The sequence below is a fragment of the Frigoribacterium sp. CG_9.8 genome, from assembly GCF_015751965.1.
Classification (GTDB): domain Bacteria; phylum Actinomycetota; class Actinomycetes; order Actinomycetales; family Microbacteriaceae; genus Lacisediminihabitans.
In genome coordinates, this window is the sequence record NZ_JADOVH010000001.1 from 758401 (window position 1) to 772834 (window position 14434).

General features: G+C 62.3%; 16 protein-coding genes and 1 tRNA gene. 9 read left to right on the forward strand and 8 right to left on the reverse strand.

All coding sequences use genetic code 11. The annotated features are described in order from the left end of the window. Positions 1-338: 338 nt before the first annotated feature. From IWX88_RS03790 to IWX88_RS03800, 3 genes are read left to right on the forward strand one after another with little or no spacing between them, the layout of a single operon-like run. A complete protein-coding gene (locus IWX88_RS03790; RefSeq protein WP_196827308.1) occupies positions 339-551 on the forward strand; it encodes an SCO4848 family membrane protein in 213 nt (70 codons plus the stop codon). Between the two features lie 30 nt (positions 552-581). Beyond that, a complete protein-coding gene (locus IWX88_RS03795) occupies positions 582-860 on the forward strand; it encodes an oligoribonuclease (protein ID WP_196827310.1) in 279 nt (92 codons plus the stop codon). 22 nt (positions 861-882) lie between these two features. Continuing rightward, on the forward strand, positions 883-1143 hold the full coding sequence (locus IWX88_RS03800; RefSeq protein ID WP_196827312.1) for a co-chaperone YbbN: 261 nt from the start codon (positions 883-885) through the stop codon (positions 1141-1143). On the opposite strand, the gene IWX88_RS03805 is transcribed toward IWX88_RS03800, so the two are convergent. Further along, the gene (locus IWX88_RS03805) at positions 1140-1664 is read right to left on the reverse strand and encodes a MarR family winged helix-turn-helix transcriptional regulator (protein WP_196827314.1); all 525 of its coding nucleotides are present in this window, start codon (positions 1662-1664) and stop codon (positions 1140-1142) included. The two genes, IWX88_RS03800 and IWX88_RS03805, sit on opposite strands and share 4 nt — an antisense overlap. 62 nt (positions 1665-1726) lie before the next feature. Between IWX88_RS03805 and IWX88_RS03810 the strand changes: the two genes are divergently transcribed. Continuing rightward, complete coding sequence (locus IWX88_RS03810; RefSeq protein WP_196827316.1) at positions 1727-3841, forward strand: MMPL family transporter; 2115 nt, start codon at positions 1727-1729, stop codon at positions 3839-3841. Between the two features lie 221 nt (positions 3842-4062). Continuing rightward, positions 4063-4134, forward strand: a tRNA-Arg gene (locus tag IWX88_RS03815). A 68-nt stretch (positions 4135-4202) separates the two neighbouring features. On the opposite strand, the gene IWX88_RS03820 is transcribed toward IWX88_RS03815, so the two are convergent. The 3 genes from IWX88_RS03820 to IWX88_RS03830 form a co-directional block, all read right to left on the reverse strand. Continuing rightward, the gene (locus tag IWX88_RS03820) at positions 4203-5051 is read right to left on the reverse strand and encodes a hypothetical protein (protein ID WP_196827318.1); all 849 of its coding nucleotides are present in this window, start codon (positions 5049-5051) and stop codon (positions 4203-4205) included. 162 nt (positions 5052-5213) lie between these two features. Further along, positions 5214-5504, reverse strand: coding sequence for a hypothetical protein (locus IWX88_RS03825; RefSeq protein ID WP_231368751.1), 291 nt, complete (start codon positions 5502-5504; stop codon positions 5214-5216). A gap of 89 nt (positions 5505-5593) precedes the next feature. Next, positions 5594-6601: an aldo/keto reductase gene (locus tag IWX88_RS03830; RefSeq protein ID WP_196827320.1), complete on the reverse strand. Its 1008-nt coding sequence runs from the start codon at positions 6599-6601 to the stop codon at positions 5594-5596. 107 nt (positions 6602-6708) lie between these two features. Between IWX88_RS03830 and msrA the strand changes: the two genes are divergently transcribed. After that, positions 6709-7236: a peptide-methionine (S)-S-oxide reductase MsrA gene (gene msrA, locus IWX88_RS03835; RefSeq protein ID WP_196827322.1), complete on the forward strand. Its 528-nt coding sequence runs from the start codon at positions 6709-6711 to the stop codon at positions 7234-7236. Between the two features lie 130 nt (positions 7237-7366). Here the strand turns inward: msrA and IWX88_RS03840 are convergent, their stop codons facing one another. Beyond that, positions 7367-8419, reverse strand: a complete 1053-nt coding sequence (locus IWX88_RS03840) for an LLM class F420-dependent oxidoreductase (protein WP_370568156.1) — start codon at positions 8417-8419, stop codon at positions 7367-7369. A 116-nt stretch (positions 8420-8535) separates the two neighbouring features. Between IWX88_RS03840 and IWX88_RS03845 the strand changes: the two genes are divergently transcribed. Together IWX88_RS03845 and IWX88_RS03850 are read left to right on the forward strand one after the other, a co-directional pair. Next, positions 8536-8775 (forward strand): methyltransferase, encoded by a 240-nt coding sequence (locus tag IWX88_RS03845; RefSeq protein ID WP_231368752.1) that lies wholly within the window; start codon positions 8536-8538, stop codon positions 8773-8775. A gap of 96 nt (positions 8776-8871) precedes the next feature. Next, positions 8872-9132: a hypothetical protein gene (locus tag IWX88_RS03850; RefSeq protein WP_196827324.1), complete on the forward strand. Its 261-nt coding sequence runs from the start codon at positions 8872-8874 to the stop codon at positions 9130-9132. A 92-nt stretch (positions 9133-9224) separates the two neighbouring features. On the opposite strand, the gene IWX88_RS03855 is transcribed toward IWX88_RS03850, so the two are convergent. Continuing rightward, on the reverse strand, positions 9225-9947 hold the full coding sequence (locus tag IWX88_RS03855; RefSeq protein WP_196827326.1) for a type I restriction enzyme HsdR N-terminal domain-containing protein: 723 nt from the start codon (positions 9945-9947) through the stop codon (positions 9225-9227). Positions 9948-10160: 213 nt separating this feature from the next. Here IWX88_RS03855 and IWX88_RS03860 point away from each other — a divergent pair, with 213 nt between their 5' ends. Next, positions 10161-10727, forward strand: coding sequence for a single-stranded DNA-binding protein (locus IWX88_RS03860; RefSeq protein WP_196827328.1), 567 nt, complete (start codon positions 10161-10163; stop codon positions 10725-10727). Between the two features lie 6 nt (positions 10728-10733). On the opposite strand, the gene IWX88_RS03865 is transcribed toward IWX88_RS03860, so the two are convergent. Then, positions 10734-12782 (reverse strand): biotin carboxylase N-terminal domain-containing protein, encoded by a 2049-nt coding sequence (locus tag IWX88_RS03865; protein ID WP_196827330.1) that lies wholly within the window; start codon positions 12780-12782, stop codon positions 10734-10736. Between the two features lie 5 nt (positions 12783-12787). Next, the gene (locus IWX88_RS03870; protein ID WP_196827332.1) at positions 12788-14395 is read right to left on the reverse strand and encodes a carboxyl transferase domain-containing protein; all 1608 of its coding nucleotides are present in this window, start codon (positions 14393-14395) and stop codon (positions 12788-12790) included. Positions 14396-14434 lie beyond the last annotated feature (39 nt).

The following is a 14434-nucleotide window of genomic DNA, read 5'->3' on the forward strand; positions in this document are numbered from 1 at the left end:
TACCGTTGGGCACTGATACCGGCGGCTCGGGGCCGCACCGGGAGCCGTGGGCTATCAGGCGAGTTCGCCAACGCCGATTGACTGGGCCTCCTCGAGCAGTGACTCCGGCCCATTGTTCACGCGGCCCATTGTTCACGCGGCCAAGAGCGCGAACCCCTGAGTCCACGATGATCGCGGCGATGAGCACGCATCCTCCGGCGACGTAGTACGGCATCGAGAGGGTGCGCCAGAAGACGAGAGCCCGCGCCGCGCCGCGCCGCATCCGCAGCTCCTGATCCGCTCTCGACTGCGCAACCTCAACCCCGCCCGGCCATTCGCGCAACCGTAGGCTGAGGACTGTGACTCCCACCCTCGCGATCCTGCTTCTCGTCAACGCCGCATTCGCCGTTGTTGTCTGGCCAACTTTTTATCGTCGGGTCGCTCGCGATGCCCGGGCGCGGGATGCCGCAGGCAAGGCGACGCGGTTTCTTAGCGTCCATCGGGTGATTGTGGGCATCGCGTACCTCATCGCGGCGGCCTCCACTGGTGCGGCGATTGTCTCGTTCTACTGAGTTGTCACCCGGCCGTGATACTAATTGAGCATGACTGACGCGCAACCGACCCTTTCTCACGGCGACGAATACATCGTCATCTACCGGGGCGGTCCCAATGACGGGCAGATGGATACCCGAATTTCCACGGATGGCAATTTCGATACCGAGATCACGGTGCTTACCGCGATAGGCGGCAAAGAAACTCTCACCGATTACAACCTCGTCGACTTCATCGAGGTGGGTGGCAAGTATCACGCGAACTACGCCTACGACGCGAAGGACAGCGAACCCTTCGACGACCCGGAAGATCGCGGCGACCGGCAGTAGCGCAACGCGCAGTCGCCGATCCATGCAGGTTCTGTACTTTTCCTCGTCATTTTGCGACCCGTGTATCCAGACCCGCATGGTGCTGGACCAGGCATCGAAGCTTCTCCCCGCGCTGAAAATAGCGGAGCTGGACGTCGCGGCTTACGCGGACGAGGCTGAGCGGGCTGGCATCCGCTCGACCCCGACTGTGATTGTGCTCGATGCGGAGGGCACAGAGGTGTTTCGCGCCGAGGGAGCCCCGAGCCTCGATCAGGTGCTGGTGGCCTTGGCTAAAACGGTCTAGGTATTCACTTGGTTCGGCACGGGAATGGCTCCACGGAGCACGCCGATCACCTCGGAAAGAAACTGGGTCACCACCGCACGATCTGACTCACTGAGTTCTGCGGTGAGTTGTGCCACCCCCGAGAACATCGGGGCGAGCGTTGCGAAAGCCGCCTGGACCGACGCCGGTGTCGGCACAACGACGACCTTGCGGCGATCGTGGGCATGTGGTTCTCGATGAACGTGGCCAACCGCGGTGAGTCGGTCGACCATCACGGTGGCCGCCGCGGTCGAGATACCGAGGTGGCGGGCGAGGTCGGTGGGGGTGAGCGGTTCATTCGTCATGAGGTGCTCCATCGCCAAAAGGTCGGTGTCGTTGACCGAGAGTGACTTTCCGACGTGCTTCTGAAACTTGGCCGACAGCGATGCGATCTCACGAAGCTGCTCGGCGATGTAGCCGGAGGAGGCTGACCCGGCGCCGCTAGCGCCAGCTGTGGCGGAGGCCAGAACTCCCGGCGTGCTGGACTTGCGCGATTCATCCATAACCGACATGCTAGACGATGTTGTAGCTAAAGAAACTAGTTACCAAACAACTTGGAGGAATTGTGACGGCGATCTGGCGTTTCATCAGCGGCCGACGGACGGCCTGGATCGTGCTGGTCGGAACGATTGTGGCGGTCGGGTTGCTCTTCTCCCTCCTGCCGAAAAATGCCGGTGAAGAATTCCCGAGCACCGGGCTCCCCACGTCCAGCCAAGCAGCGCAGGTGGACGCTGCGCTCGCGAAGTTTCCTTCCGCCGAGCAGACGGCGGCGATCCTGGTCTGGAGCCGTGGCGATTCCCCGCTCACCGCTGCCGATCGCACCGCCATCACCGACCGCACCACGGCCCTCGGCGAGTTGTCGACCGCGCCACGCGCGACCACCCCACAGTTCAGTAAGGATGGCACGGCTGCCATTTCGGTCGTGCCGCTCAGCACGAAGTCCGTGGATACGGATGTCTCCGGCACCGCTCAGTCGCTGCGCACTGCCGCGGCGGCGAACCTGCCAACCGGACTCGACAGTTATCTCACCGGCGGCGTCGGATTCCAGGCTGACATCACCAACGCGTTCGCCGGCGCCGATTTCAAGCTGCTCCTGGTCACGGTGCTCGTGGTTGCCGTTCTGCTGATCGTCACCTATCGCAGCCCCGTGTTGTGGATCGTGCCGCTGGCGGTCGTTGGTGCTGCTGATGGTCTCGCCGGTGCCGTGGTCTCTGCCCTCGCCAAGCCGTTTGGAATCGCTCTGGATGCTTCGGTCAGTGGCATCCTCTCGGTGCTGGTCTTCGGGGCCGGCACGAACTATGCCCTGCTGCTCGTCGCGCGGTACCGTGAGGAGCTTCTGAAGATCGAGGACCGATCACTTGCGATGCTCACCGCTGTGAAGAGTGCAGGTCCGGCGATTGCGGCAAGTGGTGGCACGGTCGCACTCAGCCTCATCACCCTGCTCTTCGCGGAGTTGGCTGGAAACCGTGCACTCGGATTCGCCTGCGCGATCGGTGTGGTCGTGGCCATCCTCTTCGCGCTTGTCGTGTTGCCTGCATCGCTCGTGGTGTGTGGACGAGGACTCTTCTGGCCCTTCGTGCCACGGGTGCGTGACACATCCGCTGTAACGAAGGCTGGTTTTTGGACCCGACTAGGGCGCGGGGTCGCACGCCGTCCCGTCGTCATCACCGCAGTCTCCGTTGCCGTCATCGGGGTATTGAGCCTTGGGCTGTCCGGCTTCTCGGTCGGGCTGTCGCAGACCGAGCAACTGCTCGGTAATCCCGAGTCCGTTGTGGCCCAGAAGATTGTCGATAAGTCCTTCTCTGCCGGGCTCACCAGCCAGACGACCGTGCTCACTCCGGATGATGTTGCGGCCGACGCCACGACAATCGCCAAAAATACCCGTGGGGTCGACTCCGTTACCGCGGGAGAGAGCGCCAACGGACTCACCCAACTCACCGTCTCGCTCACCAGCGCCCCGGGCAGCGATGCGGCATTTGGGACGATCAGTCAGTTGCGTGCCGCCTACGCCGATGAATCGGGAGCCGTTGGCTCGACCATTGTCGGAGGCCGGGATGCCACGGCGCTCGACAACCTCACGACGTCACAGCGAGATCAAGATCTGATCATCCCGATCATCCTCGCGATCGTGTTTGTGATCCTCGCCATCTTGCTTCGCTCGCTAATCGCGCCAGTGCTGCTGATTGCGAGTGTGCTTGCCACCTTCTTTGCGAGCCTTGGTGCTGCGAATTTGCTATTCACGCAGGTTCTCGGTTTTCCCGCCTTCAACACCAACGTCATCCTGTTCGCGTTCCTTTTCCTGGTGGCACTCGGTGTGGATTACAACATCTTTCTCACCACCCGGGCACGTGAGGAACGCGTGCTGCACGGCACCTCGGAAGGGATGATCCGCGCGCTGTCATCGACGGGGGCGGTGATCACCAGCGCTGGCATCCTGCTCGCGGCAGTGTTTGCGGTGCTCGGAGTGCTTCCCGTGGTTGCCCTTACCCAGATCGGCGTAATCGTCTGTATCGGAGTGCTCTTTGACACGCTGGTGGTGCGTACCGTTCTCGTGCCCGCGATGGTGTTCATCACGAAGGACTTCTTCTGGTGGCCCTCGCACCGCCGGGTGCACACGCACGCGGCGCCGCGGGAACCTGCGACCCCGGCAGATGCTCCCGTGGCGATCGGGCAACCCTGACCGAACCGATCATCCTTGCGCCAGCGGTGTGTCTCGGCCAGCTTGGAATTCGCCTGTGTCCCTAGCGCTATCTGTGCAGCTGGTGCAGACTCAGCATCATGAAGGCTGCAGTGCTGCGGACACTGCCTCAGACCCGTCGGGCAAGGGTCAGGCGAGAACTGGTGCGCGGTGCTGCAGCAGCGGGGCGGATCCCGACTGCGTAGTAATCTGGGGATCGTCCTCCCCCCGTAGCTCAGCGGAAGAGCGTGTGGTTTCTACCCACTTGGTCGGGGGTTCGAATCCCTCCGGGGGGACCCCGCATCGGCCCGAACCTGCTCAGCCCTCAGCAGTCATCCGCTTAGCGCTTACCCGCCCGCCGCGGCTAGGCCTTTGTGGCGCCAGTCTCGGCGGGGGATGGTGCAGCAGCCACGCTGTCATCAGCCGCGCTGTCGGGCGACAAGGCCTCGGCAGCCGGGGGAGCGATCAGGCGGTCCACCGTGAGACCTGACGCTGCACTCACGGCTGCGGTGGACTCCACCGGCGGAGCCAGCATCGGAGCGGGGGACGGCGGGCGGGTGAATGGGACAGTTGCGACAGTGGCGGGCGCTCCTGTGTTGACTCGCCCTGTGCCGACTGGCTCTGTGCCGACTGGCTCTGTGCCGACTTCCTGAGTTCCGGTTACTTGCTGAGCGGCCCATTTTTGCTGCTGGTGTACAAGTTCCTGTTCATTGTCTGAGGTGTCAAAGGCCCAGGAGTCAACGTCGTTCTTGAACAACTTCTTGGCGCGGCTCGGGCGCGCCTGCCACTCGATCAGCCGATCTCGAAAGACGAGAAGGGACTGCTCGGCCTGGAAGCTGAAGGAGATGGCGTTGCGCTTCATCCCTGCGAGCTCATGGCGCGACCAATCAGCCGCGAGCGCTGCTCCCGCAATCGGTAGTAGGCGTAGCCGGATCTCGGCATCGCCAATCAGATGATCGATGTGCTGCTGTTCCGGCGGCGACAGTGTGTTCCACACAGCCGCCTTGCGGGCGGCGCTGATGAGTGCTGTCACGGCGGATGCCCGCACCTGCCGCTCGCTCAGTTCGACCACCTTGCGTGCTGAAGCACGCCCGATTAGGGCCGCGATGATGCCCGCGACGATGATTGCGACGAACGGGACGATCGCCGTCGTGACGATGCGCCCACCGCTGTCAGAGTTGAGCCAGTCGAGGAAATCGGTCCACCATTGCATGCCTCGAACTTTAACCCGACCGCAGGCGACATTCGCCAACTCGCTGTGGCGAGTCCGCAACTGGTGCCTGGCGACAATTTGGGCCAACTCGCGGCAATGTTCAACCGGCTGGCCGGGCGTGCGCACGACGACCGTGCGGAACACCCGCCGCGGGCACCCCGGTCAGAAGCCGAAACAGTCCACTGCGTCATCCATCCTCCAGAATTCGCCCACCTCGACGAATCGACGCTGGCGGGCGATGAATCGCTTGGCGCGGAATCGAACTCCGGCGTGCACCGCAAACCGTTCGATATAGCCGAGAACTTCTCCGCACGGCCGGGTCACCCTCCACAACTCGTTGTGCAATTGCACGAGATTCAGTCCGGGGCGGATGATGGCCTGCGTGCCAGGGGAGCCGGTGCCGACGGAGCCTGTGCCGACGGTGCCTGTGCCGATGAAAGCGAGAGTAGTCATGCGTGATCCTTGAATCAGCCGGCCCGGTTGTCTTTGGAGGAGTTGTTTAACTGTTTCAACGCTAGGTCGGGCCACCGACATCCGCTCGATTATCTGTCGCTTGTACCGTGCACCGCGAAAGGTTCGATTGCTGCAATTTCATCGGCGGTGAGCGGCTCACTGTCGAGGGCGGCAATGTTATTTTCCAGCTGCACGACACTCGATGCCCCAATAAGTGCAGAGGTGACCTGCGGATGACGCAGTACCCAGGTCAGCGCGAGCTGCGCCAGAGACTGGTTGCGACCTTGCGCGATCTCATTGAGGGCGTTGGCACGCGTGAGGTAGACCTCGCTGATGTTGTCCGAGTTGATCCAGCGGCCCTCGGCCGCCCGGGAATCCACCGGTATCCCCGTGAGGTAACGGTCGGTGAGCATGCCCTGCGCGAGTGGAGAGAAGACGATGCTTCCCACGCCTAATTCATCCAGGACCGGCAGAAGACCCTCGGTCTCGATATGGCGATCAAACATGTTGAAACGCGGCTGGTGGATCAGCAGAGGGATCTTGTGCTCGGCGAGAGCGTGGTGGGCGGCGATGGTCTGCTCGGTGTTGTAGTTCGAAATGCCGGCGTAGAGCGCACGACCCGAGGTGACGGCGGTTGCAAGTGCGCCCATCGTTTCCTCGATCGGAGTCTCCGGGTCGGGACGGTGGGAGTAAAAAATATCCACGTAATCCAGACCCATCCGGCTCAGGCTCGCGTCGAGCGATGACAGCAGATATTTGCGCGATCCCCATTCACCGTAGGGGCCGTCCCACATGTCGTAGCCGGCTTTGGTGGAGACGATGAGCTCGTCACGGTGCGGGCGGAAATCATCTGCGAAGATGCGGCCGAAGTTTGTTTCGGCGCTCCCCGCCGGAGGACCGTAGTTGTTTGCGAGGTCGAAATGGGTGACGCCGAGGTCGAAGGCGCGGCGCAGGATTGCTCGCTGCGTGTCGATCGGGCGATCGAACCCGAAGTTGTTCCACAGCCCGAGGGAGATGGCGGGGAGCTTGAGCCCGCTGCGACCGACGCGATGGTAATCGACGGAACGGTAGCGATCTGCATTGGCGACATAGGTCATCTGGCAAGCCTAGAGGCGGCTGTGAGTAGGGAATTGCACTGGGCGGCAGCGCGTTGCAATGAAAGGCGATGACGCGCCATCCCCCAAGTGGAAAGTAGGCTTCTCGCATGCAAACATTCGTTCTCGCCGGTGGCTGTTTCTGGTGTCTCGACGCGGTGTACCGCACCCTCAGCGGTGTGAGTGATGTCGTCTCGGGTTACACCGGCGGAGCGACAAAGAACCCGGACTACGACTCGGTATGCAGCGGCATGACCGGCCATGCCGAGGCTGTTGAGGTCACCTTCGACCCCGAAATCATTCCTGCCGATGTGATCCTCGATGTCTTCTTCTCCCTGCACGACCCGCGCCAGCTCAACCGGCAAGGCAACGATGTCGGCACCCAGTACCGCTCCGAGATGTTTTACACGGATGACGCGCAAAAAGCTCAGTTCGAGACCGCTCGCGAGCGGGCATTCGAATACTGGGATGGGGGACTCGTTACCCAGATCTCGCAACTCGGCATCTGGTACGAAGCCGAGGGATATCACCAAGACTTCTTCGCGAAGAATCCGAGCCAGGGTTACTGCATGGCAGTGGCGCTGCCCAAGGTGAACAAGATCCGAAAGTCCTTCGCGGAATACGTTCTCGCGACCTGAGCGCCAGCCGGAACCGGCTCGTTCTAGCGCCGTCTCACGCTGCTCGCGCCGTTTTAAGCTGCTCGCGCCGTTTCACAATGCTTATGGCCGGGGACTGCACTGGCCCACGCCCTCCTGAGCCGGAACTCTGCTAACTCAGGATGGCGCGGAGGGCTTCGAGTTGCTCGATACGCCCTGATCGGGACGGCGCGAGCGGTTTCACCGAGATGGTGGTGACTCCGGAGGCGAGCAGTGCACCCACGCGCTGGCGCACTTCACTCTCGGTGCCGATGAGCGCTGTGCCATGAACGAGTTGCTCCGGCAGGGCTGCAGCGGCTTCGCTCTTGCGTCCCGTGAGGTAGAGCTCCTGCACGGCTGCTGCCTCATCGGCAAAGCCGTAGCCAGCAGCAAGATCGTTGTAGAAATTCGCACCGGGGGCACCCATGCCGCCGACGTAGAGGGCGACGTTGCGCCGGTATGCCTCCAGAGCGTGGTCCGCATGATCCCCGAGGTAGAACGGCACCTGCGCGATCACGTCGAGTTTCCCGAGATCGGGGGAGCGCCGAGACCTGCCGAGCGCAAGGGACGTGCCCCACGCGGCATCCGCTTTCTCCGGCAGATAGAACAGTGGAAGCCACCCGTTCGCAATCTCGGAGGCCTGTGCAACCGCCTTCGATGTGAGCGCGGCGATCGATATGGGGATCGCGTCGCGCACCGGCTGATTGATGATTTTGAGGGGCTTGCCGAGACCGCGGCCCTGATCCGCTGGCAGCGGGATCGTGTAGTGCGAGCCGTGGAAGTCCAGGCGCTCGCGTCGCCAGATTGCCCGGCAAATCTCCACATTCTCTCGAATGCGGCCGAGCGGCGCGCTGAATGGCACGCCGTGGAATCCTTCGATCACCTGCGCTCCGGATGACCCGATCCCGAGCTCGAATCGGCCACGGGATACTGAGTCCAGCCCCGCAGCCGTCATCGCGAGCAGCGCGGGGGTCCGGGAAAAGATCGGGAGGATGCCGGAGGCGAGGGTCATGGTCTTCGTGATGGCGGCGAGGTACCCGAGCTGGCTCACCGCATCAAAGGAGTAGGCCTCCGCCACGGTGACCAGATCCACGCCTACCCGCTCGAATTCGGTGATCTCGGATGCATTCGTGGCGAAGTCGTCGACGTAGTCGAAAACCACTCCGAGTCGGGTGGCAGAGGGCACCAGTTTTCTCCCCAGATTCATCATTTTGACGGCGCATCGTGGTGACGTTCACCGCGCACACACCTAGGCTATTACTGCCTTCATGGTTCGGTGAGTACGAAAAAAAAAGGAGCTCAATGATGAGCAACACAAGTCAATCAGCGTCCGATATCCACGTTTTGACAGGCAACCGCTGGGTGGCAATGGGCCCGGCTGGCGCGCTGGGGTCCGTGCACAGCGTGCAGGGCGGTTTCACTTTCAAATTGATGACTGACGAAGGCTTCCGGGGCATCTATCCCACGCTGGACGTCGCCAAGAGTGCGCTGCATGCGAGCCTGCTGCCGGGCTCGGAGTGGCCGGAGTTTCGCGAGCACTGACTCTTCGACTTTCCGGGGGCTGTCGCTTGGCGTGTCGCGCCAGCGTGGATTACTGTCGACTATCGAACAAAGTTTCGAATGTCGGAGGTAGAGAACATGACGCTCGTTGGCGCGACGGTGACCGTATGGACCGGTGCCGAGGGAATTCCCGAACATTTCGTCTGGGCGGGTTGCCGCTATACCGTGACTGACACCCCGACACCTCTTGATGTCGACTACGCAGCAATCACCCATCCGGGCGCGATGCCGCTCGGTTGGCGTTTCCAGGGAACCTCGGATATTGGTGATTCGCGCATGTTCGATGTGCTCTATGACGCGCCGCGGGGCGAGTGGCAACTCCTCCACACCTACCTCTGAGGCTCTGTTCTCCCCGCATCAGCGGTCAGCGAAACGGGTGAGACAACCCCGATCACTCGAGCGTTGTTTCCTTGACCGCGGTCTGAGCTTGGTTAGTTCTTTACAACTAGCTCGGCGCGAACAACTTCATTTCGAATTATTCTTTCGAGGTCGGCAGGCTCAGGGTTGTATCCGCTCGTCCGCCGAATCTCTTTTCTCACCGCTTCGAGGACCGGTGGGGTGACGAGTACTTCCGCAAGAGATGCCGCCGAAGTTGCCGCCTTCCTCCTCCACAGATCATCGATCAGACCGCGCTTCAGGGCAGCGCGGTGAAGGTAAAAGAGCCCTTCGATTTTGTGTGCGATCGGCTCTTCCCCGAGTAGGTCAACCTCGAGCGCGAGGTGGGTCGCTACTTGCTGACCGGTCTTGGCATACACATGGTAGGCCTGCCAGACCTGACCGTTGGTGAGCATGATCCACTCGAGCCCCTCTTTGACCGCATAGGTCTCGACTTGGCGCAGGTGCCGTACGTTCAGCTTCTGAGCCGCGCGCTTCACCTCGATGAATGCAACAAGTTGTTTTTCTATCCGCACCCCGTAGTCAGCAAATTCTCCACGAACAGCAAATTCTGTGGTCAAGTCGTCGAATTTGTCGTAGCCGAGCCCCTCGCAAAGAAAATCAGTGACGATGAGCCTGGTGTCGCCCTCATTTGCGTCTCTTGCAACGATGTCTTGCAAAGGCCGAGTAAAACGGCGGATTGAGGCACGAATGGAGTCTCGTGCGTCTTGTTCCCATTTGGGGAAGGGCGACTTCTTGACTGGCTCGGTGTCGGTCACTGGGTTCCTCCCACGGCGATCGCTTAATCACGGTATTTGGTGATCTTATCTCTGGTTGGAGAATCATCAACTCACGAGGGAATAAGCGCCCTTCGCGAGTATGAGGCGCAGCATGTGCACGGCAGGTCCTCCACATCTCGGAATGACGGTCGATTATCCCCGGTTCTTGCCGGTCCCGGTCATCGATCCACGAGGTGAGAACACACTTGCCGCATGACCGACACCATTACGCTCACCGGCTTCGTAGCCACCGTCCCGAATCACCTCGTTACCGGCGAGGGGCTTCCCATCACCAGCTTTCGGCTGGCCTCAACTCAGCGGCGTTTCGACCGCTCCCGCAACCAGTGGGTCGACAACGGAACCAACTGGTACACCGTCACCACCTTTCGCCAACTTGCCCTGAATACGACCTGCTCGATCAAGAAGGGCGAGCGGGTGCTTGTCACCGGCCGCCTGCGCATCCGCGATTGGGCTGCTGGCGACAAGGTCGGTACATCCATCGAGATCGATGCGGATTCGATCGGCCACGACCTCACCTGGGGTACAACGTCATTTACCCGCAGCATGTCGACCGCGGCAATCGATACGGCGACGCGGGTGGAGACGGATGCTGTTGTCCCCGATCCATCTGATGCGAACCAGAGGAGCGATGCGGTGAGTGCGTCATCCATCGACAACGGCTGGCCGACCGCAACGCCCGGGTTGCCGGAAAAAGCGGATTCCGATCTTGACGGCGATCTCGTCGGTGCGGCTGTGCAGGGCGAAGAGGCGCCGTTTTAGATCTGCTCAGTCAACATCGAGCGGCACCACGGTCGCGAGCACTTGATCGCGGGTGACCTGTGTTCCCACAGTCACCTGCAACTCCACCCGCCCCGCAGTCGTTGCTCGAAGTAGGTGTTCCATTTTCATGGCTTCCACCACGATGATGGCCGCACCCTCGTCGACTTCGTCGCCATCCTGCACATGGATTGCGACGACCGCGCCGGGCATCGGGGAGCGCAGTTCGGGCATCGACACGCTGTTCGCCAGCAGACGTGGAGCTTTGGTACTAGTACGGATGGCCCAGGAAAGCCCATCTTCGACCAGGTGCAGGATGTCGTTCGAGAGGCACCAGTGCGATTGCACCGATCGGTTGCTGATCGTTGTTCGGGCGACAGAGCCGCCCCCTGTCTCAGCGTGCTCGACAGTAGCGTTGAGAGTGCTCCGTCCGGCCACGCTGACCGTCGCCCGTTGGGGTGTTCCCCACACCGCCACAGGTACCTCAGAATCCGTACCATCCACCATCAGACGGAACATGCTCGGAGCGGGGGCTCCGATCCTCCATCCGTTATGGGTCTGCCAGGGTTTCTCCGCGTCACTGTTCCAGTTCGCGGAGAACAGGATGAGGGCGGCGCGGGCAAACAACTCGTCGTCCGGTGTGGCGAACGCGAGGGTGTCGAGCCGGCGCGCGATGAGTTCGGTGTCGAGTCGACCTGCTGCGACATCCGCATCCGCGAGAAGGAGCCCGAGGAATTCGACGTTCGTTGTGATGCCGACAACTCTTGTCTGCCTGAGCGCACCTCGAAGGCGAGCAAGGGAGCCGGCGCGGTCGGGTGCCCAGGCGATCACCTTCGCGAGCATCGGGTCGTAATCCGCCGAGACCTCAAGGCCCCGGGTCAGAGAGCTGTCTACGCGAATGCCCTCACCCTGTGCCTCATGCAGGCCGAGCACTCGGCCGCCGGTGGGTAGGAAACCGCATCGCGGATCCTCGGCATAGATCCGTGCTTCGATCGCGTGCCCGGTGAGACGCACCTCTGCCTGACCGAAGTCGAGCGCTTCGCCAGCAGCAATGCGCAGCTGCCACTCCACGAGGTCGATACCAGTGACGAGTTCCGTCACGGGGTGCTCCACCTGCAACCGGGTGTTCATCTCCATGAAGAAGAACTCGTCGGGCGCATCGGCGGAGACGATGAATTCCACGGTGCCTGCGCCGCGATAGCCCACGCTGCGGGCCGTCTCGCAGGCGGCTTCGCCAATGCGCGCACGGGTAGCCGCGTCCAGCAGAGGAGAGGGAGCCTCCTCGATCACCTTCTGGTGGCGTCGCTGCAGTGAGCATTCGCGCTCGCCGAGGTGCACAGTGGTGCCAAAGTTATCGGCCAGCACCTGCACCTCGATATGTCGGGGACGTGCGATGAATCGTTCGATGAAGATCGTGTCGTCGCCGAACGAGGAGAGGGCTTCCCGACGCGCCGACACGATGGCCTCATCGAGTTGCTCCCCGGTCTCGACGAGGTGCATGCCTTTGCCGCCGCCGCCGGCAGACGGCTTCACCAGAAGGGGAAACCCGAGTGCGAGGGCCGCGGCGGCAAGTTCGGAGTCGCTGAGACTCGGATCTGCCACGCCGGGAACCACGGGAACCCCCCGATTGCTCACCTGCCGCTTCGCACGAATCTTGTCACCCATCACCGCGAGGGCCTCAATACCCGGGCCGATGAAGACGAGGTCGGCCGTTGCGCAGGCACGCGCAAACTCCGCGTTCTCGGCGAGGAATCCATAGCCGGGGTGCACGGCACCGGCACCCGTGTCGAGCGCGGCCTGGATGATGCGCGCGATGTTCAGGTAGCTGTCGGCAGCACTGGCGATGCCGATCCGCACCGCAACATCCGCGAGCGACACGTGCCGGGCACCGGCATCCGCATCGCTGTAAACGGCAACCGAGCGGATGCCGAGGGAGCGAAGGGTGCGGATGATTCGGCACGCGATTTCGCCGCGATTGGCAACGAGTACGGTGTCAAACTGCACGGTGTCGAACTGCACGGTGTCGGACGTTTTGGGAGAACGGGGGACGAAAGTCATCGCGGTCACATCCGAAAGACGCCGTAGGAGACGTCCTCGAGGGGGGCGTGAGAACACACGTCGAGGGCGAGCCCGACCACCGTTCGGGTATCGGCCGGATCAATGATGCCGTCGTCCCAGAGGCGCGCGGTGGAATAGTAGGGGTTCCCCTGGCGCTCATACTGCTCGGTGATCGGGGAGCGGAAAGCGGCGTCCTCCTCTTCAGTCCAGATGTTGCCGGCAGACTCTACCTGCTCGCGGCGAATGGTGGCAAGCACGGATGCCGCTTGCGGTCCACCCATGACGGAGATACGGCTTGCCGGCCACATCCAGAGGAAGCGGGGCGAGTAGGCGCGACCGGCCATGGAGTAGTTTCCTGCGCCGAAGGAGCCGCCGACCACCACGGTGAGCTTTGGCACGCGCGCGCACGCGACTGCGGTCACCATCTTGGCCCCGTGCTTGGCTATGCCGCCCGCTTCGTACTCGCGCCCGACCATGAAGCCGGTGATATTTTGCAGGAACAGCAGGGGGATCTTGCGCTGATCGCACAACTCAATGAAGTGCGCGCCCTTTTGGGCAGACTCGCTGAACAGCACACCGTTGTTGGCGATGATTCCCACCGGATGCCCGTGGATGCGGGCGAATCCGGTCACTAGCGTCTCACCGTAATTCTTCTTGAACTCGTGGAAATCGCTGTCATCGATGATCCTGGCGATGATCTCCCGCGCGTCGTACGGGATCTGCAGCTCCGTTGGCACGACCCCATAGAGCTCGAGCGGGTCGATTCGGGGTGGCAGCACAGGGTGTAACTCATACGGGCGGGATTCAGCGAGCGGAAGCATCCCGATGATGTCCCGCACGATCTCGAGGGCGTGTTGGTCGTTATCGGCGAGGTGGTCGACCACTCCGGAAAGGCGGGCGTGGGTGTCGCCACCGCCGAGATCCTCTGCAGTGACGACCTCTCCGGTTGCGGCTTTCACCAGCGGCGGGCCGCCGAGGAAGATCGTGCCCTGGTTTCTCACGATCACGGTCTCGTCGCTCATCGCGGGCACATAGGCACCGCCGGCAGTGCTTGATCCGAGCACGGCCGCGATCTGGGGGATGCCCCGGGATGACATCCGAGCCTGGTTGTAGAAGATACGGCCGAAGTCCTCACGGTCGGGGAAGACCTCGTCCTGATGAGGGAGAAAAGCACCGCCGGAGTCGACGAGGTAGATGCAGGGGAGCAGGTTCTCCGCGGCGATCTCCTGCGCCCGGAGGTGCTTCTTCACGGTGAGCGGATAGTAGGTCCCACCCTTCACTGTGGCGTCGTTGCAGACGATCATGCAGTGTCGACCTCGCACCAGGCCAATGCCGGCGATCACCCCCGCTGCCGGAGCATCGTTGTCGTACATACCCCACGCCGCAAGGGGAGCGACCTCGAGGAATGGACTTCCCGGGTCAAGAAGACAGTCGATGCGATCCCGGGGGAGCAGCTTGCCCCGGGCGGTGTGCCGGTCGCGTGACCGCTCCGGTCCGCCACGAGATATCTCGGCCAGCCGCTCACGCAACTCGATGACCAGCGCGCGTTGTGCCGCCTCGTTCGCCTGAAACTCGGCGCTCGCGGGGCGGGCTGTGCTTGGCAGAGTCGGCATCGACCAATCCATTTCAGTGAGCGATCGCTAATTGAAATA

What these genes read in the sequence shown, in the direction of transcription:
- IWX88_RS03795 (WP_196827310.1), top strand. Translation starts at nt 582, where the DNA reads ATGACTGACGCGCAACCGACCCTTTCTCACGGCGACGAATACATCGTC.
- IWX88_RS03800 (WP_196827312.1), top strand. Translation starts at nt 883, where the DNA reads ATGCAGGTTCTGTACTTTTCCTCGTCATTTTGCGACCCGTGTATCCAG.
- IWX88_RS03805 (WP_196827314.1), bottom strand. Translation starts at nt 1,664, where the DNA reads ATGGATGAATCGCGCAAGTCCAGCACGCCGGGAGTTCTGGCCTCCGCC.
- IWX88_RS03820 (WP_196827318.1), bottom strand. Translation starts at nt 5,051, where the DNA reads ATGCAATGGTGGACCGATTTCCTCGACTGGCTCAACTCTGACAGCGGT.
- IWX88_RS03825 (WP_231368751.1), bottom strand. Translation starts at nt 5,504, where the DNA reads ATGACTACTCTCGCTTTCATCGGCACAGGCACCGTCGGCACAGGCTCC.
- IWX88_RS03830 (WP_196827320.1), bottom strand. Translation starts at nt 6,601, where the DNA reads ATGACCTATGTCGCCAATGCAGATCGCTACCGTTCCGTCGATTACCAT.
- msrA (WP_196827322.1), top strand. Translation starts at nt 6,709, where the DNA reads ATGCAAACATTCGTTCTCGCCGGTGGCTGTTTCTGGTGTCTCGACGCG.
- IWX88_RS03845 (WP_231368752.1), top strand. Translation starts at nt 8,536, where the DNA reads ATGATGAGCAACACAAGTCAATCAGCGTCCGATATCCACGTTTTGACA.
- IWX88_RS03850 (WP_196827324.1), top strand. Translation starts at nt 8,872, where the DNA reads ATGACGCTCGTTGGCGCGACGGTGACCGTATGGACCGGTGCCGAGGGA.
- IWX88_RS03860 (WP_196827328.1), top strand. Translation starts at nt 10,161, where the DNA reads ATGACCGACACCATTACGCTCACCGGCTTCGTAGCCACCGTCCCGAAT.
- IWX88_RS03865 (WP_196827330.1), bottom strand. Translation starts at nt 12,782, where the DNA reads ATGACTTTCGTCCCCCGTTCTCCCAAAACGTCCGACACCGTGCAGTTC.
- IWX88_RS03870 (WP_196827332.1), bottom strand. Translation starts at nt 14,395, where the DNA reads ATGCCGACTCTGCCAAGCACAGCCCGCCCCGCGAGCGCCGAGTTTCAG.